Annotated in this window: 21 protein-coding genes and 1 tRNA gene; 12 read left to right on the top strand and 10 right to left on the bottom strand. The window is 66.3% G+C overall.

Annotated elements, in window-relative coordinates; translation table 11 throughout:
* Positions 1–36 precede the first annotated feature (36 nt).
* A complete protein-coding gene (locus ABD197_RS13350) occupies positions 37–735 on the top strand; it encodes a hypothetical protein (protein WP_344055317.1) in 699 nt (232 codons plus the stop codon).
* 119 nt (positions 736–854) lie between these two features.
* Complete coding sequence (locus ABD197_RS13345; RefSeq protein ID WP_344055315.1) at positions 855–1,040, top strand: hypothetical protein; 186 nt, start codon at positions 855–857, stop codon at positions 1,038–1,040.
* A gap of 230 nt (positions 1,041–1,270) precedes the next feature.
* On the opposite strand, the gene ABD197_RS13340 is transcribed toward ABD197_RS13345, so the two are convergent.
* Complete coding sequence (locus ABD197_RS13340; protein WP_344055313.1) at positions 1,271–6,127, bottom strand: hypothetical protein; 4,857 nt, start codon at positions 6,125–6,127, stop codon at positions 1,271–1,273.
* A gap of 1,233 nt (positions 6,128–7,360) precedes the next feature.
* On the opposite strand from ABD197_RS13340, the gene ABD197_RS13335 reads away from it, so the two are divergent.
* The 4 genes from ABD197_RS13335 to ABD197_RS13320 all read left to right on the top strand — a co-directional run bounded on the left by ABD197_RS13335 (position 7,361) and on the right by ABD197_RS13320 (position 10,085).
* Positions 7,361–7,690 carry a rhodanese-like domain-containing protein gene (locus ABD197_RS13335; protein WP_344055311.1) on the top strand — a complete coding sequence of 110 codons (330 nt, stop codon included), beginning with the start codon at positions 7,361–7,363 and terminating at the stop codon, positions 7,688–7,690.
* A gap of 70 nt (positions 7,691–7,760) precedes the next feature.
* Positions 7,761–8,141, top strand: a complete 381-nt coding sequence (locus ABD197_RS13330; RefSeq protein WP_344055309.1) for a thioredoxin family protein — start codon at positions 7,761–7,763, stop codon at positions 8,139–8,141.
* Positions 8,138–9,829: an FAD-dependent oxidoreductase gene (locus ABD197_RS13325; RefSeq protein ID WP_344055307.1), complete on the top strand. Its 1,692-nt coding sequence runs from the start codon at positions 8,138–8,140 to the stop codon at positions 9,827–9,829. Before ABD197_RS13330 ends, ABD197_RS13325 begins: the two co-directional genes overlap by 4 nt.
* A complete protein-coding gene (locus ABD197_RS13320; protein WP_344055305.1) occupies positions 9,822–10,085 on the top strand; it encodes a metal-sensitive transcriptional regulator in 264 nt (87 codons plus the stop codon). The genes ABD197_RS13325 and ABD197_RS13320 overlap by 8 nt, the downstream gene beginning before the upstream one ends.
* 206 nt (positions 10,086–10,291) lie before the next feature.
* Here ABD197_RS13320 and ABD197_RS13315 read toward each other — a convergent pair whose 3' ends face one another.
* On the bottom strand, positions 10,292–10,591 hold the full coding sequence (locus ABD197_RS13315) for a metal-sensitive transcriptional regulator (RefSeq protein WP_344055303.1): 300 nt from the start codon (positions 10,589–10,591) through the stop codon (positions 10,292–10,294).
* Between the two features lie 81 nt (positions 10,592–10,672).
* Positions 10,673–11,065 (bottom strand): DUF302 domain-containing protein, encoded by a 393-nt coding sequence (locus tag ABD197_RS13310; RefSeq protein WP_344055302.1) that lies wholly within the window; start codon positions 11,063–11,065, stop codon positions 10,673–10,675.
* Between the two features lie 154 nt (positions 11,066–11,219).
* Here ABD197_RS13310 and lgt point away from each other — a divergent pair, with 154 nt between their 5' ends.
* The 3 genes from lgt to ABD197_RS13295 are packed head-to-tail and all read left to right on the top strand — an operon-like array spanning position 11,220 to position 12,885.
* Positions 11,220–12,161 (top strand): prolipoprotein diacylglyceryl transferase, encoded by a 942-nt coding sequence (gene lgt / locus ABD197_RS13305; RefSeq protein ID WP_344055301.1) that lies wholly within the window; start codon positions 11,220–11,222, stop codon positions 12,159–12,161.
* A gap of 8 nt (positions 12,162–12,169) precedes the next feature.
* Positions 12,170–12,526: a YidH family protein gene (locus tag ABD197_RS13300; RefSeq protein WP_344055299.1), complete on the top strand. Its 357-nt coding sequence runs from the start codon at positions 12,170–12,172 to the stop codon at positions 12,524–12,526.
* The gene (locus tag ABD197_RS13295) at positions 12,523–12,885 is read left to right on the top strand and encodes a DUF202 domain-containing protein (RefSeq protein WP_344055297.1); all 363 of its coding nucleotides are present in this window, start codon (positions 12,523–12,525) and stop codon (positions 12,883–12,885) included. The genes ABD197_RS13300 and ABD197_RS13295 overlap by 4 nt, the downstream gene beginning before the upstream one ends.
* A 37-nt stretch (positions 12,886–12,922) precedes the next feature.
* Here the strand turns inward: ABD197_RS13295 and ABD197_RS13290 are convergent, their stop codons facing one another.
* Positions 12,923–14,422 carry a multicopper oxidase family protein gene (locus ABD197_RS13290; protein WP_344055296.1) on the bottom strand — a complete coding sequence of 500 codons (1,500 nt, stop codon included), beginning with the start codon at positions 14,420–14,422 and terminating at the stop codon, positions 12,923–12,925.
* Positions 14,423–14,641: 219 nt separating this feature from the next.
* Between ABD197_RS13290 and ABD197_RS13285 the strand changes: the two genes are divergently transcribed.
* The gene (locus ABD197_RS13285) at positions 14,642–17,122 is read left to right on the top strand and encodes an FAD-dependent oxidoreductase (RefSeq protein ID WP_344055294.1); all 2,481 of its coding nucleotides are present in this window, start codon (positions 14,642–14,644) and stop codon (positions 17,120–17,122) included.
* A 68-nt stretch (positions 17,123–17,190) separates the two neighbouring features.
* Here ABD197_RS13285 and ABD197_RS13280 read toward each other — a convergent pair whose 3' ends face one another.
* Positions 17,191–17,895, bottom strand: a complete 705-nt coding sequence (locus tag ABD197_RS13280) for a hypothetical protein (RefSeq protein ID WP_344055292.1) — start codon at positions 17,893–17,895, stop codon at positions 17,191–17,193.
* Positions 17,896–17,914: 19 nt separating this feature from the next.
* Entirely contained in the window at positions 17,915–18,094 is a 180-nt protein-coding gene (locus ABD197_RS13275; RefSeq protein ID WP_344055290.1) for a helix-turn-helix domain-containing protein, read from the bottom strand.
* A gap of 128 nt (positions 18,095–18,222) precedes the next feature.
* Between ABD197_RS13275 and ABD197_RS13270 the strand changes: the two genes are divergently transcribed.
* Both ABD197_RS13270 and ABD197_RS13265 read left to right on the top strand, forming a co-directional pair.
* Positions 18,223–18,807 carry a hypothetical protein gene (locus ABD197_RS13270; protein ID WP_344055288.1) on the top strand — a complete coding sequence of 195 codons (585 nt, stop codon included), beginning with the start codon at positions 18,223–18,225 and terminating at the stop codon, positions 18,805–18,807.
* Between the two features lie 8 nt (positions 18,808–18,815).
* On the top strand, positions 18,816–20,051 hold the full coding sequence (locus ABD197_RS13265) for a tyrosine-type recombinase/integrase (RefSeq protein WP_344055286.1): 1,236 nt from the start codon (positions 18,816–18,818) through the stop codon (positions 20,049–20,051).
* Positions 20,052–20,444: 393 nt separating this feature from the next.
* On the opposite strand, the gene ABD197_RS13260 is transcribed toward ABD197_RS13265, so the two are convergent.
* The 4 genes from ABD197_RS13260 to ABD197_RS13245 all read right to left on the bottom strand — a co-directional run bounded on the left by ABD197_RS13260 (position 20,445) and on the right by ABD197_RS13245 (position 25,260).
* Positions 20,445–20,529 (bottom strand) — tRNA-Ser (locus ABD197_RS13260).
* Positions 20,530–20,776: 247 nt separating this feature from the next.
* Entirely contained in the window at positions 20,777–23,050 is a 2,274-nt protein-coding gene (locus tag ABD197_RS13255; protein WP_344055284.1) for a transglutaminase TgpA family protein, read from the bottom strand.
* Positions 23,037–24,284 (bottom strand): DUF58 domain-containing protein, encoded by a 1,248-nt coding sequence (locus ABD197_RS13250; RefSeq protein ID WP_344055282.1) that lies wholly within the window; start codon positions 24,282–24,284, stop codon positions 23,037–23,039. Before ABD197_RS13250 ends, ABD197_RS13255 begins: the two co-directional genes overlap by 14 nt.
* A 7-nt stretch (positions 24,285–24,291) precedes the next feature.
* Complete coding sequence (locus tag ABD197_RS13245) at positions 24,292–25,260, bottom strand: AAA family ATPase (RefSeq protein WP_344055866.1); 969 nt, start codon at positions 25,258–25,260, stop codon at positions 24,292–24,294.
* Positions 25,261–25,307 lie beyond the last annotated feature (47 nt).

Genomic DNA, 25,307 nt, shown 5'->3' with positions numbered 1-25,307 from the left:
CGTCGGCGAGCTTCATGAATGTGCGATGCTCCCGGAGTGAAGGAAGAGGAGAGCGAGGAACTGCCCTCGAGTTCGCCAGCGTCGCGTGGGATGCACGATCTTGAGTCCGCGATTGCAATCGCGCGAGCGAAGTTTGCCAGATTCGGACGATCGCTCGATCGTGTCGTCCAGGCGGACCTAACGATCGAGGTAATGGGACTTCTCGCGCTCATAACGCGAGCCCAGGGCTTCCACAACGGGGCGTTGCAGGCAGTCGAGTCCGACAACCCCTACGCTGCATTTCCCCTCGTCCGCTGTTATGCCGAGAACGCGGCCGTGTTGCTGTGGGTGCTCGAGCACCCACACGACATCGGTCGCGTGTCGGCTATCGCGCAGCAGGATCAGCGGTTCGCAGTTGGTCGACTTATCGCAAACGCCGCAAAGCGTGCGCCGGGCTTCAAGGACGTGTATGAGCAGCTGTCCGAGTTCACTCACCCCGTCGCCTCGGGTTTCACCCAACCTTTTCGAGCCGCGTCGGACGCGGACGGCGGCTTCAGCTGGTCCTCGATTCCGTCGTTCGGCAGTGACGACGACAAGATTCTCGCGTGTTTCTGGCTTGTCGAGCTGACGGAGATGCATGCGAACGTCTGGCCGAGGGCCTATCGGGGCGCCATGAAAACTGGAGAGATCGTGGGTGCGCTGAGCTCGCCGCTAATGCAGGTGCCCGCACGCGAGAAGGACGAATCGAGCCGGTAGGTGTCAGAGCGTGGCTCGACCGTCCCTATCCGGCCGGCTGTGCCCAAACGCGCCACCCAGTGCGCGCGCGGATCAGCATCCGGCGTGCTCTCGGAGCGAGCATTTGGATAGCATGCCGCATGACGGATAGCCATTACGCGCGGCTCAAGGCCTATGTCGTTGCGAACCCCAACGCGGCGGGGTTCCTGGTCGAGGTCGACGCGATCAAGGCATCGGGACGCACCGGCGAGGATCTGGAGGACGCGATCGTCGATCTCGCGATCAAGACGATCACGATGATCCAGGGTCGTCGCAATGAGCCGTGACGTTCCTAGACGGCCTCAAACTGTCGAGAGTGAAGCGACATGCGGAAGTAGCGGCGGCTGTTGTCAGCAACGTTGATCGGCCGGTGATCGGATCCTGATCCATGCGATTGGCCAGGCGGGAGGCGAGCTGTCGCAGGACATGGACTTCTCGTCGGACACGTCGGTGGTTCTCGCGTGGATTCTCGCGGCAGCTTAGTCGCGAGCAGTCGGCGGCGGATGGCGTGAGGAGATTATCGGCTGTAGGGGGCGAGACCCTCGTTACCGGCGACAACCATTGCGTCAACCAACATTTGCCATTGGTCGAGCAGTCCGTGTTCTTCGGCCGCGCTTCTAACTTCTTTCAGCCATTCGTCCGAAGTCCAGGTCTGCTTCACGGTCGCTCGGTTGTCTTGAACGCAGAGTTCGCTCATCCACGCAAGGCCGCGGACTACCTGATCGGGCATGGGCATCCGGCGAAGGATGCGGATCAAGGCGTCAACGCACTTTATGCTCCCGCGGCCGGCGGGAATCCACCCGTCGATCAGGTTCGAGAGATCGTCAGCCCGAACCCAATCGATCGCCGTCCCGACAACCTCGTTGTAGAGGCCCTGCGTCCACGTCAGTGGGTCCGGTAGCAACGCGGCCGCCGCCCAGTCACCCCAGTGTCTGTCTCGGAAGGTGTCCGTGCCGTCGTTGATGTAGCCCGACGCGTGAGCCAACAGCGGCGGCCACAGTTCACGAATGATGTCAGCGCGAGCCTGGGTTTCCGCGCCGGCCGCTGCGAGACCGTGAAGGAAGTTAGTCATGAGCCCCGCGTCAACGCGAAGCGTGTCGAGGTAGTCGAGAACCGCACTTGAATCGGCTATTGCGGACGTGGTGTCGAGCAGGGCGCGCGCGGCGATCAGGGTGTGACTGCCCCGGTCGTCGGCGGTCCAGCCCTTTTCTTCGTGAACGACCATCGCGTGCCGCTGGATGTGAAGGAGCGTGCTCAGCGCAGCTGCGGCCTCATCGGATCGGCAGTGCTGCCATCGAGAGGCAGCGCCGAGGCCTCGGATTGCCGGGTCGAGTGCTTCGATGCGTATGGAATCGCCCGGGATGCGCTGCAGGCGGGCGATCACATCGCCCTTGATGCGCTTACGGGTGGGGCGTTGCTTTTTTTGACTCCACGGTCCGATCTCCGCGTCGCGGGCGCTCTCCAGAAGCCAGCCCACCGCTATCTCGTGGGCGCAGGGGCTACCCGCGCACGGCGCCGTCCAGACGATGTCGCATCCTCGGGCAAGGTAGAGGCGGGTTTCCGATGTTGCACGTGACGCCATCGCCATTCCCCCCGCGGCGACGTCCCTGTCGGTTGCCCCGACCTCGTGAAGAAGTGGTCTGAGCAGGGTGGTGAGGTACGCCGGAAGACATCGTGCGACAGCGCGGTCGGCGCCTAAGTCGAAGTACTGCCCTTCGTGGCGCTGGCTGTGCGCCTTCCGAAACGACAGCGCCACATCGAGCACGAGACGGGTGGCGAACTGCTCTTCATCTCCGAAAGCCTCTGGCTCGCCGTCCGCGGCGCGAGAGACGGCGGCGCCCACCACCTGTGCGACGACGTCGATGCGGTCGCTTGGCAGTTGTTGTCCGTCGGACTCCAGCAGCTCTTTGGCCGCCTTGAGGTCAGCAGCGATCTCCGCGACGGTCGGGAATTGATAGTCGGGGTCGTGTTTCGCGGAACCCCAGTAACGATTCTGGAGTCGGAGCGTCGTCTGTACCTCCTCCTGGTAGGAAGCCATCTCCCGCTGTGCCGCGATGACTTCCGGTGGCGGCACGACCTCCAGATAGTACTGATCCCCCTGCTGGGTGATCTGATAGCGGGACGCATCGAGGCTGGCGGCCCAGCCTTTCGCACGCTCGTCCGTGAGACCGAGCCGCTCGCCGTTTCGAATTAGCGTCTCTCCGACCGTTCTGAGGGAGGCTATGCGCTCTTCCTCACCGTGGGTGATGAGCCAGGCGCTGACGTCTCGGGGCGACCATTGACGGCGGTCATTGTTCGCGAGGTCATCGGTGTTTGCGCGCAGTCCCGAATACTCGCTGGTGACTCGGCCAAACTCGAGTTCCCACACCGCCGGCTCGGCTAGGAAGAAGTCGAGTTCGGGACCGACCTTCTCGATATGCCGCACGAGGAGCCCGTAGAGCATTCCGGGGACGGCGAGGTTTTCGCACCCCGCGAGCAGCACATCGACTACTCTGCCGGGTGGTATCCCCTGATCGAGCCACCCTTCGGCGACCCGTTCCATTGCCAGGAGCGCGCTCATCCCCGGATACGGGCCGACCGAGGTGCCGCGATACCAACTCCAGACGTGGCTATCTCCCACGTAGGTTCGCTCGACGCCGTCAAGGGTCATGACCACGCCGCGGTCGTCCTCGTCGATCTCGCCTTGCCTACGGTGACGTGCGAGGGTCTGGACGCGAGTGGCCGCGCCGTGGTTCAGGATCTTGTTGAGCACGCGAATCGAGGTCGTGAAGGGGGCTGTTTGGAACAGTGGCCAGAACCCTCCGAAGTAATAGGCGAACAGGGGAACCCCGAACCCTGTCCATCGGCTCTGATGGCGTCGTACGCCGTGGTCGAGGTGCCAATCCTCTGTGTCGTCGTCGATGTAATAGGCCTCGATCAGGTCGGCGAGCAACTCGGGGTCATGCAGGGCAAGAGCCCTCGCGCTCAATGGTTCGTCGACCGCTGGAGCAAGGAATGCGGGAGCGTCAGCTGCGATCGCCCGCAGGCATGCCTCCACGCGTTCGTTCAGGTCCGGGCCGAGAAGGGCTAACGACTCGACAAACTCCTCGGAGGTGACGTGGTAGTCCAGTGCGCGCCGTCGGCGGCGTCGATGTCCACCAAGGTAGCTGCTGGGATCGATGGCGGAGACCTGCCGCGATGGATGAAGTTCCCAGAAGGTGAGGAGTCGGTCGCGCAGTGTCGTGCGGAGAAGGTTCCCGGCCGGGAGCTGCGCGAGGACCAGTGCTTGCAGCCAGCTGACGAGAAGCTGGAACGAGTCCTTCGAGACATCCCAGGGTTGCTCCTCGTCCAGGAGGACCCTGATCACAGGCGTCGATGCGACAGCGTCGAGCCGCCCAGCGACTTGATGGCGTTGCTGCGTTACTCGCACGACGTCCTTAAGCGTCAAGAGGGGGTGGTCGGCGGTGAGGGCGGCCCTGAGGCAGTCGTACGCCTGTGGAGTCTCTGTGACAGCTTCGATGGGCACGTCCGCCCATCGTGCACCGTGGCGGTCGGCAAAGCCATGGAAGCTGCGCAGCGCTTCGGCAAAGACTCGGGGCGGCTGAGCGCCGGGCGCCAGGAGCTGCCCCTTGAGAGCCAGTGTGGCCGCGGACAGCGCCCATCTCGGCGCCTCTGCCGATTCAAGGGTCTCGGTGGGCGTGTGGGCACGAACGAGGAGGATCGCGGTGGCGTAGCGGCGTATCTCGTCGTGCGCGAACTCCGGTCGATGTCGATACGGGCTGGCTGGGGATAGGAGGTGGTCTCGGCGAAGTTGATCTACAGCGGCTGAATCGAAACCGAGCTCCGGGCGCGACTGGATCGGCAGGTTGAGTGCGGCAGCGGCGGTCGCGAGTAAGGTCTGTTCGCGCGCCTCTGAAGAGCCCGCCCCAGTACGCCCCTCTGCGCGCACGATCTTGCGCCACACAAGTTCAAGGCATTCCCATTCCCCCAGCGAGCGTTCAACCTGCAGTTCGGTTCGCGCGAGGAGATCAAGGACCACCGGCCGTCGCAGCAACGAGGACGCTGGCAGGTCGCGCAGGACATTCCGTAGCAGCGGAAAGTGCTCGGACACTTCTCGCACGTCCTCGTCACTGAGCGGCGCCACTTCGAACGTGTCAACTTCGGATGAGTAAGCAGCGGCGAGCTGTTCCTGCACGTAGTCGGCGGCGGATGCCGAGGTGACCGCGACAGCCCCGATGCCTGCGGATCGGGCGGCGTGGACAAGCTCGTTCAGGAGCCCCGAAGATCTCTCTAGCGCGGCGTCTGCAGCGTCGATGACGACGAGTCGGCCCGCTGCGGATAGCTCGCCGAGTAGGTCCTGAACGGACATGCCGAGGGCGGCGCGAAGTTCCATCCCCGTATCGGGCAAGTTGCGAAAGTTGATGACTAAAGCCTCGAACTCGTCGGCGTTCGCCTCCTCTAGGTCGGCGACCGTTGACAACACCAACGCGCTCTTGCCGGCGCCTGACTCTCCGACGACCAGCAGGGCACCGCCAGACGTGGCGCTCGCCTCCAGCCGCTCGGCTAGCTGGACACGACGATCGGAAAAACCCAACGTCAACGGCCCATTCGAAGAGGCGTCATCTCCAATGGTGAGTCGCACGCTGGCGGTGGCTACTTTTCGATGTTCGGCCAGCACACCCCACGCGACGGTGCTTCGGGTAAGCGGCGAGTCCAAGACAGAATGAAGGTCGCGTCGGAGAAGGTTCCGGTCTACAGTCGCGCCAGTCGCGTCGTACCGGGTGGCCTCAACTTCGAGCCGGTCCCTGACAGCGATACCGTCGCCCTGTGGCGATGCCACAGTATCCAGAGATGTCGCGAGAGACACCCGATCTGTGTCGTCGTGACCCTGAACCCTAATTGAGAGAACATGCAATCGCGAAAGCAAGTGCCACGCACGCTGCGCGATCGAAGGGTCGGACGGTGGGGCTCCCACAGCCAGCTCGACCATGTCCAAGAACTGCGAGTAGCGACGTCTGACCGGCGCGGACCACCGTCCGTCGACGTCAAAAGACGCATGGAACGCATCCGCGTCGGCGTGCGCGCGAGCGATATCGCACACCCTCGCGAGTTGATCGCTCTGGCTCGAACGTCCGGACACCGCGACGGCGACCCGATGAGTCTCACGATCATGAGTCGCGAGCTCGGACAGCAACGATTTCACGAGGTCAACGGTGCTCTGGTGGCTTCGAACCCAGTTCGGCGTCGCCCGGCAGGCAATGGCCAGCGTGCCGTCGACAGTCCCGCTCGAGTACGCGACCAGCAGATCGTCGACCGGGTGCGTCGGCCCGGTTTGAAATGAGATGCGGTGGACCGACTGCTCTTCCAGTTCCGCCCGTCGACTGCGCGTGAGCATACTTGCGAGATACACGGCAGCGACCCGGTGAGCAAACGAGGTCCCCCCGCCGCCCGTCGCATACGGGCTAGATCCAGCCTGACCCACATTCAAATCGCCCATTTGCAAAGGCGGAACAGCGTCGCGACCATTGACGCTCTCTGACATCCGTCTGTCCCCTTGATTCTCCGGATCCCATATCCGACGCGCAGGCTGACGACCAGGCTAGCCACCCCCGCCCGGTCGGGAGCGCTACGACACCACAACCCATGTCGGGCGCGGCACTGCGTCGTTCGCGCAGTGCCCGTAGGCCGGTCCTTGAGTGCAACGATCACACTCTGTGTTCGGATGGTCTGCCCTGACACAAGCACGTGGCGTTGGACCTGCCCGATCTTTGGCCCAGCCGCGGTAACTCATGCGGACGACGGTCGGCTCGCCTTCGGTCGCTTGCTGAGCGCTTGGCGGCTCAGGCCGGACCATGTGGATAGCAGCGACCACGAGACGTCCACTCGTCGGAGGACATGGACTAGCTCATCTCGTTCGTGAAGCAGGGCGCGTTCCGCTCGATGTAGCTTTTCCAGCTGGCGTGAAATGTCGCGAAGCCGTGCGAGTCCGTCTTCGCGGCCACCCCAAACGAGTTGCAGATCTCGATTCGCCGCGGTCGAGCGTTCCGCTTCCGCCACCATTCTTGCTCGCTCACGTGCCACCGCGGCGGCCGCGTCGTTCGCCTCTCGCTGCCGGCGATACGCTTCTTCGCGACGGAAGATTGGCTTCGTTTTCCTGCTCCGTGCCATGCAACCTGGTTTACACGGCATCCCAGACATTGCATGGGATCGCGAGCCGTCCACTTAAAGTGCCTGCGTGCATTGCACTCCTGTCGTCAGTGATGTGTGCGCGATCGGAGCGACTTCGTCGTCGGGCTCATTCGTTGCGGTGGTCCTCGATCCGTGCGGGTAGCGGATCGCGCTGCGGCGGCTGTCTCGCTAGGTGGCTTCGACGTTCGTGCGTCGGACCTTGCTGACTCACCATCCGCCCTGGATACCCCCCGGGGTATGCTAGAGTACGAATCAACGAACCGGAAAGAAGAGATCATGTGCAGTCGAGTGACCTGCGAAGTGTGCGGCAAGGCGACCTGGGAGGGTTGCGGTCAGCATGTCGAGGAGGCTCTTCGGGGCGTTCCCGACGAGCAGCGCTGCGCGGGGCACGCGGATGTCGCGGCATAGTCGCCTGCGGTCTCTCAGTCTCGGTGCCGCCGTGCTCACGCTTGCCCTCGGTGTAAGCGGCTGCGCTGGTTCGCCCGCGTCCATCGAGCTGAGTGCGGACACCGTCATCGTCGATGTCCGGACGCCCGCCGAGTATGCGACCGGTCATCTCGATGGGGCCGTCAACATCGACTTGCAGTCACCGACGTTCGACGACGTCGTGGCCGACCTCGACTCGGATACGGACTACGTCGTCTACTGCCAGTCCGGAAACCGTTCAGCTCAGGCCGTCTCCGTTATGGAGGATGCCGATCTCGCCGTGCAGGACGCCGGCGGCATCGACGAGGCCGCGAAAGCCACGGGCCTGCCCGTCGTTCCCTAAAGCCACCCACAATCGCCAGAAGTCGCAGGCGGAAGTCTGCCCAAAATATACCCTGGGGGGTAATTCCATCATGACAACACGTGAGATCAGCGAAGCCGGCCTGCCGGCCGTGATCGCTGAAAACGACATCGTCTTCCTCGACTTCTGGGCGGCGTGGTGCGGTCCGTGCCGCGCCTTCGCGCCGGTGTTCGAGCGCGCGTCGGAAGCGCACCCCGACATCGTGTTCGGAAAGGTCGACACCGACATCGAGCGAGCCCTCGCTGCGGCGTTCCAGATCCGCTCCATCCCGACACTCATGATCTTCCGTGCGGGGATTCTGGTCTTCTCCCAGCCGGGGGCCCTCAACGCTCCCCAGTTGGATCAGCTCATCGACGCGGTGCGGGCGCTGGACATGGACGTCGTCCGTGCCGAGATCGCCCGCGCCGATCAGGAAGCGGAGGTCGTGCGATGAGGATCGTGATCGTCGGCGGAGTCGCTGGAGGAATGAGCTGCGCGGCACGCGCCCGTCGTCTTGACGAATCAGCGGAGATCATCGTGCTCGAGCGGGGCGCGCACGTCTCGTTCGCGAACTGCGGACTGCCCTATTTCGTCGGCGGCGAGATCACCGACCCGCGCGCACTCCTCGTGCAGACGCCGGCATCACTGCGCGCAGCGCTGGCGCTGGATGTTCGACCGGGCAACGAAGTGATCTCGGTCGACGCGGATGCGCACACGGTCACCGTCCGCTCGGCGGACGGTGTCGAGCAGATTGCCTATGACGCCCTCGTGCTCTCGCCGGGTGCCTCGGCGTTCGTTCCGCCGATCCCCGGCGTGGATTCGCCCAGGGTGCGCACCCTGCGAACCGTCGAGGATGCCCTCGCCCTTCGTGTCAAGGTCACCGCAGGTGCTCGCCGCGCGGTCGTCCTCGGTGCGGGATTCATCGGGATCGAAGCGGCCGAAGCTCTCGCCGCCCAGGGCCTCGATGTCTCGGTCGTCGAGCTGGCCCCGCAGCCACTGCCGCCGGTCGAGCCGGAACTTGCCTGGCTGGTGTCCGAAGAACTGCGCGCACTCGGCATCGATCTGCGAGTCGGGGTCGCGGCGACGTCCATCCACCACGGACCGGACGCCGACACCGTAGTCCTGGCCGACGGCACGGAGCTCAGGGCAGATCTGATCGTGATGTCCGTCGGCGTCCGCCCCGACACCAAGATCTTCGAGGAAGCCGGGGTCGCCTGCGAACGCGGAGCGATGATCGTCGACACTCACGGTCGCACGAACGTCCCGGACGTGTGGGCCGTAGGCGACGCGACGCTGAGCATCGACGCCGTCACCGGCACCCGACGACCCGTCGCCCTCGCCGGTCCCGCGAACCGTGCCGGCCGCCTGGTCGCCGACGACATCATCCGACCCGAGACCGCGCGCGAGATCCCGCAGCCCGTCGGAACCGCCATCGTACGAGTCGGGTCGCTGACGGCCGCGCTGACCGGCGCGAACCGGATGGCGCTCGACGGGGCAGGTATCGGCTGCCGCACTCTGCATCTGCACGCGAACCAGCACGCCGGGTACTTCCCCGGAGCTAGCCAGATTCACCTGGTTGTGCACATCGATCCCGGCACCGGTCGGCTGCTCGGCGCACAGGCTGTCGGCACGGAGGGCGTAGACAAGCGCATCGACGTACTGGCCACGGCCATCCGCGCAGGCATGTCCGTCGACGAGCTCATCGACCTCGACCTCGCCTACTCCCCGCCCTACGGACAGGCCAAGGATGCCGTCAACCTCACCGGCATGGTCGGCGAGAACGTTCTGAACGGCACGCTGAAGCTCTGGTACGCCGAGGACCTCGACGACGTGCTCGACGACGCGCTGATCCTCGATGTGCGCCGCCATGACGAGTGGGTGACCGGACACGTGCCCGGCGCCCTGCACATCCCTCACACCGAACTGCGGGGACGCATCGACGAAGTGCGCGAGCAGGCGGCGGGACGTCCGGTCCGGGTGATGTGCGCATCGGGAGTTCGGTCCGCGATCGCCCACCGCGTGGTCACTCAGGCAGGGATGGACTCCGCGTCGCTCTCCGGCGGCATCCTCACGCTGCGCGCCACGCTCGGCGGACGAGCCTCGGACGTACTCGACACCGAAAGCGTGCTGCAAGGTGCCTGACGCGCAGAAGCTCATCTCGAACCGGCTGCGTCGCGCCCGGGGACAACTCGATGCGGTCATCGCAGCGGTCGACGCCAACGACCCTTGCCGGGACATCGTCACCCAGCTCGCCGCCGTCTCCAGCGCTCTGAACCGCGCCGGCTTCGTCATCATCTCGACGGCGATGAAGGAATGCGTCTCCACACCCGACGCCGAACGCGGCGACAACGACCTGACCACCGAAGAACTCGAGAAGCTCTTCCTCACGCTCGCCTGATCAACACCACAGAAGGAGACAGCACATGTGCTACGCAGTGAATTGCAAGAAGTGCGGAAAGACGACATGGTCCGGATGCGGACAGCACGTCGACCAGGTGATGCGCGGAGTTCCCAGAAATCAGCGGTGTGAAGGTCACGCCCACGAGCCGTCGACGGGATTCTTTGCCCGGCTGTTCGGTCAGTGAGCGGCGCGGGCGGTGGGCCCTACGCGAGAGTCAGGAACAGCTTTTCGAGCTCTTCAGGCGTCATCGACGTGTCCTCGGGATCGGCGATGCAATTGCGCATCGCCGACGCCACGATCGCGTAGCCCGCGCGATCCAGAGCTTTCGAGACCGCTGACAGCTGAATGACGATGTCGCGACAATCCGCTCCGGAGTCCACCGCCTTGATGACCGCGCTCAACTGACCTTCCGCGCGCCGCAGCCTGTTCACGATCTTGCGCTGCTGTACAAGGAGGTCGGCCGCGCGATCCACGTCGGAGACGGCCGCATCGATGCTGTTCATGGGAGTTCCTCCGCTCCTCGGTTCTTTCCGCAGGCTCCCAGGATACCTACCCGGGTATGACTTCTGGGTTGGACCGGCGAGTCATTCGTGGAGGCTGTTGAGGGCGGCTTGGAGCAGTCCTCCGATCTGCTGAGCGACCGGCCGCATCGCATCGTTGCCGGTGAGCTGATGCATCGTTTCCGGGTCGATGGCTTCGATGGTGGTCGTCTCGTCGTCGACAGATCGCACCACCACGTTGCACGGCAGGAGCAGCCCGATCGACTCCTCTGCCTGAAGGGCCTGGTACGCAGCGGGCGGGTTGCACGCGCCAAGGATCACTTGCGGCGCGATGTCGACGCCGAGCTTCTTCTTCAACGTGGCGGCCATGTCGATTTCGGTCAGTACTCCGAATCCGTGAGCACCTAACGCCGCACGCGTCGCGGCGAGGCTCTCATCGAACGGCTTGTGGATGGTCGTGCTGAGCGCGTAGCTCATTTTCCTCCTACGTTCGCGGAGCGGGCCCGGGATCTGTCGCCAGCCTATGGCGCAGCGCTCGTCTCATGGGGGGACGCACGCGTTCGCAGAGGGGAGGCCGATCCCGGCGGGGAGAGGCATGATTGTCGGGGCGATGAAGAAGGACGGCTATCTAATGACAGTAATGAGCATCCCGAGCCCACCTCCGGAGTGGGGGCAGTTCCAGCTCGGTCCGCTGACGATCCACACGTACGCCCTGTGCCTCATCGCAGGGATGATCGCGGCGACGATATACACGCAACGTCGCCTGTCCACCCGGGGAGCAGAGAACGGCGTCGTACTCGACATCGTGCTGTGGGCGATCCCGCTCGGCATCGTCGGGGCCCGGTTCTATCACGTGCTCACCCACGGCGAGGACTACTTCTACCCGGGTGCCAACCTCTGGGACGTATTCGCGATCTGGGACGGTGGCAACGCGCTGTACGGATCGTTGATCGGGGGCGCGGTCGGGGCGTTCATCGGATGCCGCCGCACCGGCATCCGGCTCTGGTCCTTCGCCGACGCCCTCGCCCCGGCGATGCTCGTCGCCCAGGCGATCGGCCGACTGGGCAACTACTTCAACCACGAGCTGTTCGGACTGCCCACCACGTTGCCGTGGGGGTTGGAAATCCTTCCGACCGACACGATGTTCCCCCAGAACCTGCCCGCCGGAACGCTCTTTCACCCCCTGTTCCTGTACGAGATCATCTGGAACGTGGTCGGTGTGGCGATCATCCTTCTTCTCGAGCGACGCTTCAACCTCCGCTGGGGGCGCGCCTTCGGCGTCTACCTGATTTGGTACGGGCTCGGCCGAAGCTGGCTCGAGGCGATCAGAATCGACCCCAGCAGCGACGCGCCGCTCGGGATCCCCGCGAACGTGTGGGCTTCCTTCGTCGCCATCGGCCTCGGCGTTCTGCTCATCGTCGTACAGAGCAGACGGCACCCCGAACCAGAGGCATCTGTCTACCAAACCGGACGCGAACCCAAGCCGACAGAGGCCCCCGCAGCCGAGGCAGGTCCGGCTATGCGGCCCGCGGACTCGCTGGCTGGCGAGTCGGACCGTTCGACCGCGCCATAGTCGGAGACATGCCGAAACGATTCCCCGGTTCGCTGTACTCACGCGGATCCGAGCCTGACCCCCGGTTCAGCCTCGCCAACGAGCGCACCTTCCTGGCGTGGGTGCGGACGTCTCTGGCGTTGCTGGCGGCGGGTGTCGCCTTGGAAGCGCTTCAGGTGCCGGTCTCGCCCGGCTTTCGCCTGGCTGCCTCAGTGGTCTTCGTGGTCCTCGGTGTTCTCGCGGCGGTTCAAGCGTGGGTCGGCTGGTTGCGCACCGAGCGTGCGCTTCGCGAGAACAGGGCTCTTCCCGCGCCAAGCTCCGGCTTCGTCATCATCATCGGCGTCGTGCTGGGCGTCGTGCTGCTCACACTGGGATACCTCTGGTGACTGCATCGAGCGAAGCACCGTTCGACCCGGGCTTGCAACCTGAGCGGACGCTGCTCGCGTGGCGACGAACCTGTCTGGCTCTCGCCGTAGCCAGTGCAGTCGTCGTGAGGTTCGCCGGAGAGGCCATCGGCGTGGCTGCCGCAGTCCTGGGCATCGTCGGCGTCGCCACCGCTGCGACCGCATATCTGCGCGCGTCCGTGCGATACCGACGAGCACACGAGGGCCTGACGAATTCCGGAGAGCTTCCCATCGATGGGCTCGCACTAGGACTCGTCGCACTGACGCTGCTTCTGATCGCAGGGGGAGCGGCGATCTATGTGATCGGAGTCAGAGTGCAGGCGCTCTCAGGCGCAGATTAGGGACGCGGCGGCACCATGATCGTGAAGCAATCGAACCTCATGCCGTGTTGATGACACCCATCATTCCGAGGTCTTCGTGGTCGAGGATGTGGCAGTGATAGACGGTCTTTCCTCGGAGGCCTGAGAAGGCGATCCGAACAATCGTGCTTGCGCCCGCGGGGACGGGGACGACATCGCGGTAGTCCGTATGCGTGACGGGGACGCCAGCGACCTCGAGGAGCTGCATCGGCCACACGTGCAGATGGAAAGGATGATCCATCGTGCTGGTGTTGACGAGTGTCCATTCCTCGAGTGAGTCGTACGACACCTCAGTGTCAATGCGGCCCTCGTCGAACTGCTTGCCGTCGATCGTGAACGCAATCCCGCCCATGCCACCACCACCCATCTCGAGCGTCAGGGTTCGCCTGCCGCTCATCGTCTCGAGCCGAAGATCGCGTTGAGGAGGCAGCGACGCCATCGGAGGAGCGCTGGATGCGACAGCACCGCTCACCACGAATTCCGCCAGGTCGGCACCTGTCGTCGCACTGCTCGGCGATCCGGGACCACCCATGCCGCCTGCCCCGCCCATGCCGCCGCGGTCGAAGGGAAGAGTCCGAAGCACGGATGTTCCCGCGGTGGCGGTCACCAGGATGTCGGCCCGGTTGCCAGGCATGAGCTCGACCTCCTGAACGTCTTGGGGCGCTTCGTAGTGACCGGAATCCATGCCGAGCAGCTGCAGCTTCTGACCGTCCAGTCGAAGTCGGAGGTAGCGCGAACTGCAGGCGTTGACGATCCGCCAACGCTCCGGGTCTCCGGGCTGTGCGCTCATCGTGCCGCCGGCCTGTCCGTTGACCATGACGATGTCACCCTCGCGTCCCAGCATCCGCTCCATCTGCGATGCCCCACGCACGTTCCCCGCGGCGTCGAACGCGATGTCAGAGATCACCAGAAGCCGTTCTCGAGAGGGCTCGACGACAGGGTCGCCCTCGACGATGATCGCGCCGTAGAAGCCCGCGAACAGCTGCTCGGCGACCTGGCCGTGGTGATGCGGGTGATACCAGAACACACCCGGTGGGTGATCGGCGCCGAGCTGGTAGTCGTAATCGAAGCTGTCGCCGGGTTCGATCATGACGAACACGTTGTCGCTGTTGCCTTCGGGCGAGACCACGAGCCCATGGGTGTGCAGGTTCGTCACGGCGCCCAGTTCATTGCGGACGGTGAGCGCGATGCGATCGCCGGGACGCACCCTGAGCGTCGGGCCCGGCAGAGTGCCGTTGTAGGTGAGCGCGCGGACCGTCGCACCGGCAATCGTTATGTCGGTCATCGCGGCGGTGAGGGTCAGCTCGAGCACGCCTCCTGAGCTGGCGAGGATCTCTGGCTCACGAAGGGTCCCGGTCGACTCCGATGCGGGTGGCTGGTCTGCCGGCGCGCTCGGGGGAGGCACCGGGGTGACGGGCGTTCCCTGCAGCTGACTCCACACAACGAGGCCGCCGCCCACGGCCACCACCGCACCCGTGGCGCCGAGAATCAGGACGCCCCGCCGACTCAGCGGCTCCATATCTGCTCCATAGCGTCTGTGCTTCGTGCCTCTCACTCGAAGGTATGTGGCTCGCGACGAGGTGAATCAGGACCTTCGTCCTGCGCACCGCATGGGGACGCACGGCGCAGGACCTTCGACCTGAACGAACGTGGATGCCCGACGCGAAGATCAGACCGTGGACCCGACACGTCTTTCTAATCGGGGAGGTCTTCCCTGGACCTCGGAAAGGTGAGTTCGGTGAAGATCGTCATTGTCGGAGGTGTGGCCGGCGGTGCGTCGGTCGCCGCTCGCGCACGTCGCCTGGATGAGGCGGCCGAGATCACCGTGTTCGAGCGCGGCGGTTACGTGTCGTTCGCGAATTGTGGTCTCCCGTACCACATCGGGGGAGTGATCTCCGATCGCAGCCGGCTGCTCCTGCAGACTCCGGAGAGTCTGCGGGAATCGTTGAACATCGATGTGCGCGTCGCTTCGGAGGTTGTGTCTCTGGATACCACCGCACGGACGGTGACGGTGCGCGAGCTTGACACCGGCAGAGAGTACACGGAGGCCTACGACGCGCTCGCGCTGTGCCAGGGCGCCGATCCGCTGCAGCTGCCGCTGCCCGGGGTCGACCTTCCCGGCATCCACGTGCTTCGCAACATCCACGATATGGACGAGATCAAGGCGAGCCTGGACGCGGCGCTCGACGCGGCGCACTCGCTCGCTCGCCCGACGCGGGCCGTCGTGATCGGCGCGGGCTACATTGGTGTCGAGATGGCGGAGAACCTGCGCCACCGCGGGGCCGAGGTGGCTGTGGTCGAGCTCGCCGACCAGATCCTGCCACCGCTCGATAAGGATGTCTCGTTGCCGGTCGAGCAGCACATCCGCGGACGCGGCGTCGATCTTCATCTGGGCACGGCGGCGGCGGCGTTCGCGAAGGCGCCCGGCGGCGGCCTTCGGGTCGAGTTGAACAACGGCACCACACTGGACGCCGACCTCGTCGTGCTCTCCGCGGGCGTGCGTCCCAACGTCTCACTCGCGCGCGAGGCGGGACTCGAGATCGGTCCCCGCGGGGGCATCGTGGTGGACACGCACATGCGCACGTCGGATGCCGCGATCTGGGCGGCCGGCGATGCGGTCGAGACGCCGCACACGGTGCTTCCCGGCAGCTGGCTCACCCCGTTGGCTGGACCTGCCAACCGCGAGGCGAGGGTCGCCGCGGAGAACATCTGCGGCCGCGACACCGAGTACCTCTCCACTCAGGGCACCTCGATCGTGAAGGCGTTCGAGATGGTCGCAGGCGGTACCGGAGCGACCGAGCGTCAGCTCACACAGCTCGGCGTCGAATATCGCGCCGTCCACCTGCATCCGTCCGGTCATGCGGGGTACTACCCCGGCACCGCGGCGATGCACATGAAAGTGCTGTTCGCTCCGCGGACCGGCGTCATTCTCGGCGCGCAGATCGCGGGCTTCGATGGCGTGGACAAACGACTCGACGTGCTCGCCACCTGCATCCGCCTGGGCGCGACGGTGCACGATCTCGAGTTGTTGGAGCTCGCGTATGCGCCGCCGTTCGGATCGGCGAAGGATCCCGTCAACATGGCGGGTTTCGTGGCGACGAACGTTCTGAATGGCGACCTGGTGCTGTGGTACGCCCAGGACTTTCCCCAGGCGTTGGAGGGCGCGCGCATCGTCGACGTCCGGACTCCCGAGGAGTACGCCATCTGGCACATCCCCGGCGCGGAGAACGTACCGCTGGGCACACTGCGCGCACACTGTGGCACGTGGGACACGTCGCTACCGGTGCGGCTCTACTGCGCCGTCGGCTTCCGCAGCTACCTCGCGTACCGCATCCTTGCGCAACGGGGATTCACCGATGTCGCGACCCTCTCCGGGGGCTCGACGACGTTCCGGTTCTGGCACGACCTCGAGCCGGTCGGGTTCGAGTTCAAGCCCGCCGAGATCCACTACGCCGAAGCGCTCGACCTCGTCACCGCGGCCCGCGGTACGGGCGAAGTCGTTGACCTGGACTGCACCGGCCTGGCCTGCCCGGGCCCGATCATGAAGCTCGCCCAGAAGATGGACGAGCTCACACCCGGCGACGACATCGTCGTCCACGTCTCGGACCCCGGCTTCGCGCACGACGCGCCCGCATGGGCAGGGAGCAAAGGCCACGAGCTCCTCGCAATCGAGCCCGAAGGGCCGGGATACGTGGCGACCATCCGCAAGGGCGGCGCCCAGGCGGATACCTCACGGTCGGTCGCGAAGCTCGATCAGGTGTCGTTCGTCGTGTTCTCGGGCGACATGGACAAAGTGCTCGCGGCGTTCATCATCGCCAATGGCGCGCTCGCGATGGGCCAGAAGGTGTCGATGTTCTTCACCTTCTGGGGCCTCAACGCACTTCGCCGCAATGACCCGCCCAAGCGAGAGCGCAAGGCGCTCGACCGGATGTTCGGCATGATGATGCCCTCACGCCCCGAGAAGCTTCCCCTGTCACAGATGAACATGCTGGGAATGGGCCCGGCGATGATCAAGCACGTCATGCGGCAGCACTCCGTGCAGACGGTGCCCGAACTCATGCAGGCGGCACAGGACTCGGGCGCACGGCTTATCGGCTGCACCATGACGATGGACCTGCTCGGCATCGCCGAGTCCGATCTGATCAATGGCATCGAGCTTGGCGGTGTCGCGACGTTCCTCGGCGAAGCCGAGAGGTCGGGCACGACGTTGTTCATCTAGAACGACGCCGGCCTGACGGAAGCGGATCTGCCCCGCGGCCGCGCCGTAGTCCTATCGAGCTAAGCGACTTACGCAATAGAGCGAAGCTCACACACGGCGCATGTCCCGTCGGTCACGAGCTTGTGGCCATCGATGGTGCAGTCCCAACCCTGGATTGTGAGGCGGCTCTCTTTGGCGGCGAAGGCCGTTCTGGCGCGCGCACACGCGCCGCAGGGCTCCGTCGTCCCGGTCGGATGATTGGCGCAGAACTGCGAGGGCGCGTTATGCGTTACGCCACCCGTGACGTGACGGCGTGAGTAGGCACTCTTCTCTTTGTTTCCGCTTAAGGAGCCTGAGCCTACGTTTGCCGTCACGTCACGCGTCGCGTTATGCGTTACGTCACGCATGGCCGATGAAGCACTGGGCATCGCTTCATCGGATAAGGCATTTGCACCCCTCTGGCGGTCGCGATACGCCTGCTGGCGGCGCTTGGCGGCGTCTCGATAGCGGCGGATCTCGTCGGCGGTGGACTGGTGGAGATCATCCGACCAGCCGGCCAGGAGGTAACCGTCCTCCACCCGCGACCACAGGCCGGCGGCCTCTACCTCGTCAAAGGCATCCTGGTCATCGCCGTCGGGATGCAGATACTTCGTGTACCGAGCCGGTACGGCTCCGTCTGTGCCTTGTCCGTTGCACCACATGAGCGCGCCGGCGAGGATGCGGAACGCGCGGTCGCTCAGCTTGTCGATCCGGAGGCTGCCCAGCCACTCGGCGGGCAGTCGCGCGTCGACCATGACCGTCGTGCGGTCCGGGTCAGGGCTCGACGCCGAAGATCCTCAGCAGCGCGGCGCGGGGGATCATTCGCCGGGGGCCGAGCTGGACGGTGGGGATGGTCCCGCGCTCCACTCCGAGCTTGATCGTTCGGTATTCGACGCCGACCAGCGCGGCGGCGTCCTTGTAGGTGAGGGCGAGGGAGTTCTGCGAGCGGTTCATGTTCTTCTCCTTCGTGAGCCACCTTTGTCAGCGCATGCGCACACGGTAGCACCATTGTGAGCCATATGTGTCATGAATGCGTCATGTCATACCTTGTTCGGCAAATGGGACACTGAGATACTGGGCGCATGGTTCACCTCGAGAATGTCGACGTCAGCGACGAGCGCGTCGCCGTCGGCAACGGGGTGAGTGTGCCGGCGTCATGGACGATCGTGCTCCGCGGCGAACCGGGGGTCCCCGGCGCCGTCCGCGTGCACGCCGTCTACGACTCTCGGCTGAATCGCACGGTCGCCGCCGAGGTCAGGGTTCTCCGCCAAGGCGACGGGGACGAGGTGACCAGCCTGACCCTGCGGGAGGTGCGTGTGCAGTACGCGCTCCAGGCGAGTGGATTGCAGATGTCCACAGTTGCTGAGCCCGGCCATCCGGTCGCAACAGGTGCCGAGTATCTTCGACGAATGCAGGAACGCACCGACCGCGATCTCACGGCCAGTGTTGTGGACGCGTCGACAACCTATCGGCTGGCGTCGGTCATCAATCTGCCGCCGCTGAAGGCAGTGGCCGACTGCTTGGGCGTGAGTCAGAGCACGGCCACACGATTGATGAACCGGGCGCGCCTCGAAGGTCTCGCACCCGGAGTCGATCTCCCGGATCCGTTCGCGACCGGACCTTTCACGGGCGCAGCCGCACCCGGCGGCCCCTCAATCGGCAGGTAGGTGGAGCGGTGCCGCGTCGACCCAACCAAGATGGGACCGTCTCTTCGTATGTAACGAAGACGGGGGAGACGAAGTACCGGATCGCCTATCACGTGGATCGCGCCGACGGCGATTCGGCCCGAAGGTTCCGTAGGGGTTTCGCGACGGAGCGGGAGGCGCTCAACGCGCTGACTGAAGTGCAGGTGGACATCCGTCGCGGTGATCACATCGAGGAGACGCGCGAGACGCTCAACGGTTATGCGGAGGAGTACTTCGATTCGCTGCGCGTCCGCCCAACGACCCTTGCCGGCTACCGCAAGCATTTCCGCGTCCACGTGTTTCCCTCCGCAGTGGGACGCACGCCGATCGCCGCGATCTCGAAGGACCAGCTGAACCGCTTCTACCGGCAGCTTGAGGTGAACGGCCGGAAGGACCGCGGTCACATTGGCGATCCGCTCGGCGCTGCGACTGTGCGACACATCCATGTGCTGATCTCGCAGGTGCTGCAGCATGCGCTCGAGGACGGACTAATCCGCTTCAATCCCGCGAAGCGTGCGTCCCCGCCGAGCAAGCTCGAGGCCGCACCGCCCGAAATGGCGACATGGTCCGCTGAGGATGCACGGCTGTTCCTGGACTGGTCGAAGTCATCGGGGGACTACCTCTGGCTCGCCTGGCTGACGCTGTTGGGGACCGGGATGCGCCGCGGCGAGATCCTCGGCATCCGGTGGAAGGATCTCGACCTCGAGAACAACGTGATCACGATCGCCCGCGCGATGTCATACGTGAAGGAAGCGGGAAAGAAGCCGATCATCGACTTCCGAGCCACGAAGAGCGGACGTGTCCGGAACGTCGACATCGACGTGCATCTCGCCGGTGCTTTCCGTGCGAAGCGCGACATGCTCCGCGCCGTCTCGCCGGAGCTTGCTCGCGGCGAGCACCTGATCTTCTGCAACCGCTACGGTCAGCCCCACAACCCCACGCAGTTCTCCCGCCAGTGGCGTGAACGGGTGCTGAAGGCGTGTGCGCTGCATCCAGATCTCGACGAGCTCCACCTCCATGAGCTGCGGCATACCCACGCCACGCTGCTCCTGCGGGCCGGCGTGCATCCGAAGATCGTGTCCGAGCGTCTCGGGCATGCAGACATCCAGACGACCCTCAACACCTACTCGCACGCCGTGAGGACTCTCCAACGCGGTGCAGCAGATCTTGTAGGCCAGCTTCTCTCGCCGGCGCCAACAAACCAGTCGACACTCACGACTCCTTAACCACCGCCTCAGCGCTCGCCCTCGCTCCGACAATCAGCCAACAAGCGATCGGGCGCGGCGCAGTGCCCGGTGTGAGCGGTTTGCTAAGCGCAGCTCGCAACGCAGCGGAGAGCGGAGTCTGCAAAGAGCGATCTGAGGGAACGGAGACGCGGCCGATCGCTACCATCTCGCTGTCGGAGGGATGGCCAACCATCGGCGAAATCGTGTCCGAAACCCGCCAGCGCCAGATGTGACATGGCGACGCCACGTCGTGACCGGCTCATGTCAGCGCTGGTGCGCTTCGCGGAAAATCAGGGCTCCCGGGGCGCCGAAATCGGCGCTAACTGTGCCACCAATTGTGCCACCCAGAAAAAATCGGGTCGCGATCCCTTGAAAACACTGGGATCGGGGGAGCGGAGGATAGGGGATTCGAACCCCTGAGAGCTTTCACTCAACACGCTTTCCAAGCGTGCGCCATAGGCCACTAGGCGAATCCTCCGTGGCCCTCGCGGGCCGTCGACCATCCTACCCCGAGGCCGGCGGCACTCGAGTCCGCGGGTGTCGCAACCGGTTCTCGCGGCTTCAGTGGACGATGAGATCGGCATCCGTGACCCGGTCCTCGCCGATATGGCCCACTGAATCGCGGGGCGGGCGCTTCGGTGGACGGCAGGTGAGGCCTCGCCGGGGAGTTCCCGCGAGGAGTGTCCAGCCAGGAACCCGAGCCCGTTAAGGCGAAGCCGGCACGCCTACCGTGCTCGCGCAGACCTTCCCGACCCGGCGTACACGCTGCCCGGACGCACCACGAGCGATCGGGGCGCGATCAGCGCGAGGATCCGCCGCGGAGTGTCGACGGCGGCGAAGAGCGCAATGCGCACCGATGTCGCGGCATCCGCGATCGCGTCGCCCTGCCAGAAGGCGTGCTTGCCTCCGGGCGCGTAGCTCGCCCGCTCGATCGCGCTGATCAGCACGCTCATCTCCGCGGGCGGTGCGCCGTGGTCCTGGACAAGTCGGACGCCGAGGCTCCGCGGGCTCTCGCTCGCGGGCACGTCGATCCCCAGGTCGATCGCGGCGTCCTGTACCGCGAGCCACGCTTCGGCGGCATCGCCCGTCCGTGCCGCGGCGAGCGTCTGCCGACGGCGAACTTCGCGGAGCAGGGCGGGGATCGCGAGCGCGAACAGGATGCCGAGCACGATCGACAGCGTCGGCAGGGGGTTCACGGTGGTGCCGCTGGCGTCGCTCGTGCCGACCTCCGGCGCGTTGTCCTCGCCGTCCGGAGTGAGACCGGAGTCGGTCGGCGCCGATGCCTCCGGGGCCGGGGTCGCCGCGGCGGGATCGTCCACGACGCCCGGAGCCGAGCCGGCCGAGGTGAAACTCGTCGGTACGCCGAGGCCGTTCGTCGGTTCGAACGGCACCCAGCCGAGTCCGTCGAAAAGCACCTCGGGCCAGGCGTGCAGCTGACCGCTGGAGACCGAGTACACCGTCTCGCGGTCGACGGCGTCACTGGTCGCACTCCCCGGGAGGTAGCCGACGACGATGCGCGTCGGCATCCCGAGTGTGCGGGCCATGAGCGCGAAGGCGGATGCGTAGTGGATGCAGTAGCCCTCACGCACCTCCAGGAACCTCGCCACGGCATCCGTTCCCGACCCGTCGAAGCCGTCTTCGACGGGCGCGTCGAGCGAGTAGCGGAACTCCGGGCTGCGGAACCACCCCTGCAGCGCCACGAGCGCGTCGTAGTCGTTCGTCGTCCCGGCGGTGACCTCCGCCGCGAGCTCGCCGATGATCGGGTCGATCTCGGTGGGCAGCGCGGTCGTCCCGTCGGGCGGATTGTCGGTGCCCGCCGAGAGCGCGCGGATCTGCTCGAGCGTGGGCCGCGGGACGTTCGTGATGACCTCGTAGTTCTGTCCCTGCGTGGATCCGCCCTGCGGCAGGACCGTCCGGTTGTACGGGGCGACCGCCCATGAGCCGCGCAGTCCTTCGACGTCCACCGCGGGGTACGAGACCGGCAGCCACGGCGAGGACAGGTTGGTGACTTCGACGGTCGTGACGTATTCGCTCAGCCGGATCTCGGGATCCACTTCGACCGCGCCCAGACCCTCCTCGCTCGCCAGCGGCACGGTGCGCACCTTGTCGGGCTCCCACACGGTGCCCTCCAGCTGCGAGAGCGTCGTGACCCGCAGGTAGGGGGCGCTCGGCGCGCTGCTGCGCACGAGCATGACCTCGACCTCGGTCGGGCGGCGCAGGTCGTCTCCGAGCTGGAGGGTCGCGTCGATCCCCGGACCCGTCCCGATCGTGCCCGACCCCGCGCGGGCCACGGGCTGGGGCAGGAGCGGCGCGGCGGCGACGGCGACGACGACGGCGATCGCCCCGATGCCGAGCGCCGTGGCGGGAACACCCGCCGTGCGGGTGGCCGCACGGTCCTTCGGCTCCTCGCGCGAGCGCGTGTCAGTCCGGATCAGGAACAGGATCGCCGCGGCCAGCAGCACGAACGCCATGATGTCGACCTCGCCCGGCACGGCGATCGAGGGGATCAGCCAGACGGCGATCAGTCCGATCGCGGCCAGGAGCGGCATCCGTGCGGTCAGGACGACGTGATCGATGATGATCGTGAGCAGCCCCGTCCCGCCGACGATCAGCATCGACAATGCGGTGCTGGCGTCCAGAGGCGCGGCGCCGAGGGCGATCTCCTCCCCGGCGACCTGCACGAGCCCCGGGAGCGCCCGCACCGTCTCGGGTGTCGGGATGATCCATAGCAGCGCCGTGTCCCGCAGGAACACGAACGTCATGAAGACGATCCAGACGGATGCCTCGATCAGGCTCACGGCGAGGGCGGGGAGCCGCAGCCGGCGTGCGAAGAACCCGGCGGCGAGGACGGCTGCGGCGAGGAGGATCGCGCCGACCAGCCAGCCGCTCGGCCGGACGACCCGCATGAGGGGGAGGAGGGCGGCGAAAGCCGCGACCAGGACGCCGATCGTCAGCGGCAGGTCCGCGCCGCGCCGCGCCGCTCGGTCATCGGAGGACATGACTGATCCCTCGCTGGGCGGCGCTGGACCACGCGACCGCGAGATCGCCGTCCGGGTCCACCGCGGCGGCATGCCATCCACGGTCCGCGGCACGTTCGAGCGCGTCCCCGACCGGGGCGACCGCCAGCAGCAGCGGAAGGGTGCTGTGGTGCACGACGGGCGCGACGGTGTCGGCATCCGCCGGATCGAACCGACCCACGATGAGCACGACCGGACCGGTCATCATCCCGGCGAACACCCGGGGGAGCTTGCCGAGGTGATCGTCCCGGCGTGCGGTGAGCCCGGCGAAGGAGTTCACGAGCCCCTCGACCTCGCTCATGTCGCCGCCGTCGATGCGCTCGGCGAGCGGGGTGCCGTCCGAGTCGATCACCTCGACCGCGTAGCCGTCGTGCACGAGGCGGGTGACGACCGAGACGCACGCCGACACCGCCGCCTCGAAGCCGGCGTCGGCGCCGGGAGCCTGCATCGCCTCGGGCGAGAAGCGCAGGACGCCGCGATCGATCACGACCGTGGCCTCGGGCGTGGACTCCTGCTCCTCCTGGCGCACCATGAGCTCGTCGCGGTGCGCCGTCGCACGCCAGTGGATGCGCCTCATCGAGTCCCCCGGCGCGTAGGGGCGCGCGATCAGGTTGTCCGCGCCCTGCCCGAGCTGGTTGTTCGTGGTGTGGAGTGTGCCGCCGGCTTCGCCCGCGAAGTCGCTCAGGGCCGGCAGGTCAGTTACGGCGGGGGCGACCGTGACGGGGGTGCGTTCGCCGAACACCGTGGTGCGCCGCGCGAGCCCGAACGGGTCGGACGTGGTCACCTGCAGCGGGCCGAGGGGGTGGATGCCGCGCCGCTCGCCCGTGACGACGTATGAGAACTGCACGACGCGTTCGGCACCGCGCAGCCCCGAACCGAGGGCGGGGAAGACGCCGCGCGCCTGCGCCGCCAGGCCCCGCGGGATCGTGTCGCGCCACGTGCCCGGGGCCGTCGGAAGCGCGGTGCGCACCCCGACCCGCACGGTCACGAGCGACTCGCGGCCGACAGCGGCGACGTCGGGGGAGAGCGAGCGGGTCACGGTGTCCGAGCGCCGTGTGAGGTAGAGCGAGAGGATGCTGGCCGCGAGCACCGCGACCAGCAGCAGACCGAAATACATCAGCTCGACGATGCCGACCTCGTTCGCCACGACGAAGCACGCGACGGCCAGCACGGCGGCCCCCGTCCCGCGGGCGGTCAGCGGCCAGAGGCGTCTCATCGCGATGTCACTGTCGCGCGGCGATCGGAACCCGCACGCTCGCGGCGATCCGCTCGAGGATCGAGGCGATCGCGTCGGCCGCGGTCCGGGCTCGGGCACCGCCCGCCGAGCGGGTCGGGATCAGCCGGTGGGCGAAGACCGGAACCAGCAGAGCGGTGATGTCGTCGGGGATCACGAACCCGCGGCCGTCCAGCGCGGCCCACACCTTCGCGGCGCGCACGAGCTGCAGCGTGGCGCGGGGGCTCGCGCCCAGCCGGAGATCGGAGTGGGTGCGTGTGGCCCCCGCGAGGGCGACGGCGTAATCCTCGATCGCCGGGGCGACGTGGACGGCGCGGGCCCACGCGATCAGCTGCGAGACACCCGCCGCGGTCGCCACAGGGGCGATGGATTCGAGCGGGTTGACCGTATCGCGCTGGCGGAGCATGAGTGCTTCGCTGCGCGGGTCGGGATAGCCCATCGAGATGCGCATCATGAACCGGTCGCGCTGCGCCTCGGGAAGCGCGTACGTGCCCTCCATCTCGAGCGGGTTCTGCGTGGCGACGACCAGGAACGGGTCCGGCAGCAGGTGCGTCCGTCCGTCGACCGTCACCTGGCCCTCCTCCATCGCCTCCAGCAGCGCGGACTGCGTCTTCGGCGATGAGCGGTTGATCTCGTCGGCGATCACGATGTGCGCGAAGATCGCGCCGGGCTTGAACTCGAACTCGCGGTCCACCGGGTTGAACACGCTGACCCCTGTGACGTCTCCGGGGAGCAGATCGGGGGTGAACTGGATGCGGCGCACCGTGGCGTCGATGGATGCCGCGAGCGCACGCGCCAGCATGGTCTTCCCGACGCCCGGCACGTCCTCGATGAGAAGATGCCCCTCGGCGAGGAGGCACACCAGTGCGCTGCGCACGGCTTCGGGCTTGCCGTCGATCACCCGGCCGACCGAGGCGAGGATGCCGTCGGTGGCCCGGGTGAAGCTCTCGGCCGTCATCGTGGACTCCGTCACAGCGACCCCCTCGTCCACCGTCGCCTCCGGGC

Source organism: Microbacterium lacus (assembly GCF_039531105.1).
GTDB lineage: Bacteria > Actinomycetota > Actinomycetes > Actinomycetales > Microbacteriaceae > Microbacterium > Microbacterium lacus.
Note: the sequence above shows the minus strand (reverse complement) of the source record. Positions and strands in the feature narration are given on the sequence as shown.

What these genes read in the sequence shown, in the direction of transcription:
- ABD197_RS13345 (WP_344055315.1), top strand. Translation starts at nt 855, where the DNA reads ATGACGGATAGCCATTACGCGCGGCTCAAGGCCTATGTCGTTGCGAAC.
- ABD197_RS13340 (WP_344055313.1), bottom strand. Translation starts at nt 6,127, where the DNA reads ATGCTCACGCGCAGTCGACGGGCGGAACTGGAAGAGCAGTCGGTCCAC.
- ABD197_RS13330 (WP_344055309.1), top strand. Translation starts at nt 7,761, where the DNA reads ATGACAACACGTGAGATCAGCGAAGCCGGCCTGCCGGCCGTGATCGCT.
- ABD197_RS13325 (WP_344055307.1), top strand. Translation starts at nt 8,138, where the DNA reads ATGAGGATCGTGATCGTCGGCGGAGTCGCTGGAGGAATGAGCTGCGCG.
- ABD197_RS13315 (WP_344055303.1), bottom strand. Translation starts at nt 10,591, where the DNA reads ATGAACAGCATCGATGCGGCCGTCTCCGACGTGGATCGCGCGGCCGAC.
- ABD197_RS13310 (WP_344055302.1), bottom strand. Translation starts at nt 11,065, where the DNA reads ATGAGCTACGCGCTCAGCACGACCATCCACAAGCCGTTCGATGAGAGC.
- lgt (WP_344055301.1), top strand. Translation starts at nt 11,220, where the DNA reads ATGACAGTAATGAGCATCCCGAGCCCACCTCCGGAGTGGGGGCAGTTC.
- ABD197_RS13300 (WP_344055299.1), top strand. Translation starts at nt 12,170, where the DNA reads ATGCCGAAACGATTCCCCGGTTCGCTGTACTCACGCGGATCCGAGCCT.
- ABD197_RS13290 (WP_344055296.1), bottom strand. Translation starts at nt 14,422, where the DNA reads ATGGAGCCGCTGAGTCGGCGGGGCGTCCTGATTCTCGGCGCCACGGGT.
- ABD197_RS13280 (WP_344055292.1), bottom strand. Translation starts at nt 17,895, where the DNA reads ATGGTCGACGCGCGACTGCCCGCCGAGTGGCTGGGCAGCCTCCGGATC.
- ABD197_RS13275 (WP_344055290.1), bottom strand. Translation starts at nt 18,094, where the DNA reads ATGAACCGCTCGCAGAACTCCCTCGCCCTCACCTACAAGGACGCCGCC.
- ABD197_RS13270 (WP_344055288.1), top strand. Translation starts at nt 18,223, where the DNA reads ATGGTTCACCTCGAGAATGTCGACGTCAGCGACGAGCGCGTCGCCGTC.
- ABD197_RS13255 (WP_344055284.1), bottom strand. Translation starts at nt 23,050, where the DNA reads ATGTCCTCCGATGACCGAGCGGCGCGGCGCGGCGCGGACCTGCCGCTG.
- ABD197_RS13250 (WP_344055282.1), bottom strand. Translation starts at nt 24,284, where the DNA reads ATGAGACGCCTCTGGCCGCTGACCGCCCGCGGGACGGGGGCCGCCGTG.
- ABD197_RS13245 (WP_344055866.1), bottom strand. Translation starts at nt 25,260, where the DNA reads ATGACGGCCGAGAGCTTCACCCGGGCCACCGACGGCATCCTCGCCTCG.